We start from the raw sequence: 1,266 nt of genomic DNA, 5'->3' as shown, positions 1-1,266 counted from the left end.
CAACAGTATCAACAATCGCTTGTGTTTGAGGATCAAACTCAATATTTACTTGGTCGCCTACTTCGCGGCTGCCAAACAAAGTGCGATTTAGCGTTTCAGGAATCAAGTGTACAGAGAAACGGTTCTCTTCCACTTCACCTATCGTCAATGAACAACCATCAACGCCAATATAACCCTTGCTCAATACATACTTCATTGATTCTTGTGGCAACTCAAACCAAAGCGTGCGGTTGTTTTCAGTCTTGATCACATCCACTAAGTTCGCCATCAACGTAATGTGGCCAGACATACTATGCCCGCCAATTTCATCACCAAATTTTGCGGCTCGCTCAACATTCACTTTATCACCAACAGTCAGTTGGCCTAAGTTCGTCAATCGCAATGTGGCTTGCATCAAATCAAAAGCAATGTGGTTTCCTGAAATTTCCGTTACCGTTAAGCAACAACCGTTATGAGCTACTGAGGCACCAATCGCTAATCCCTCAACCATTTCGTTGCTTAGCTCAATGGTATGAGTCTGAAACAACTCTTTTTTGTTTATAGCAACCAGTGTTGCCATTCCTTGAACGATACCTGTAAACATAAGATTCCTATTTAGCATTCTAATAACAGTTTTTCATAGCAGTTATTGTGACATTTCTTTATGATTCGTCCAGTGGAAGCTTAAGATCATTGTCTCTGATTCCTTCAGAATGTCCTTTCCTACACTATTATTCTAATTTTCCCTCTTATTTGGAGTTGTTTGTGCATCGTTACAAAGAAGAATCCTCGAATCTAATCAAACTTGCGACCCCAGTATTAATCGCATCTGTTGCACAAACTGGAATGGGTTTTGTCGATACCGTAATGGCCGGTGGTGTAAGTGCTATCGATATGGCGGCGGTTTCGATTGCAGCAAGTATCTGGCTACCATCAATCTTATTTGGTGTGGGTCTGTTGATGGCGTTGGTTCCTGTCGTTGCACAACTACATGGTTCTGGTAGACAAGTAAAAATTCCATTTGAGATTCAACAAGGTGCGTTTTTAGCGCTTGCCATCTCCCTTCCAATCATTGGCGTACTTTTTCAGACACAACTGATATTGGAGTGGATGGACATAGAACAACTCATGGCAGAAAAAACCATCGGTTATATGAATGCGGTGATGTTTGCTGTCCCTGCATTTTTGTTGTTCCAAACATTGAGAAGCTTTACAGATGGTATGTCTTTAACTAAGCCTGCAATGGTGATTGGTTTTATTGGCTTGCTATTAAACATCCCGCTTAAC

At 41.3% G+C, this 1,266-nt stretch carries 2 protein-coding genes; one reads left to right on the top strand and one right to left on the bottom strand.

Annotated elements, in window-relative coordinates; all coding sequences use genetic code 11:
• The coding region (locus tag AB4653_RS28515) for a riboflavin synthase subunit alpha (protein WP_372105999.1) at window positions 1-583 on the bottom strand (583 nt) is incomplete at its 3' end.
• A gap of 161 nt (window positions 584-744) precedes the next feature.
• On the opposite strand from AB4653_RS28515, the gene AB4653_RS28510 reads away from it, so the two are divergent.
• Window positions 745-1,266: MATE family efflux transporter (locus AB4653_RS28510; protein ID WP_372105997.1), on the top strand; the 522-nt coding region annotated here is incomplete at its 3' end.

This window comes from Vibrio sp. 10N.222.48.A3 (assembly GCF_041475345.1).
In the GTDB taxonomy this organism is placed as follows: domain Bacteria; phylum Pseudomonadota; class Gammaproteobacteria; order Enterobacterales; family Vibrionaceae; genus Vibrio; species Vibrio tasmaniensis_A.
Note: the sequence above shows the minus strand (reverse complement) of the source record. Positions and strands in the feature narration are given on the sequence as shown.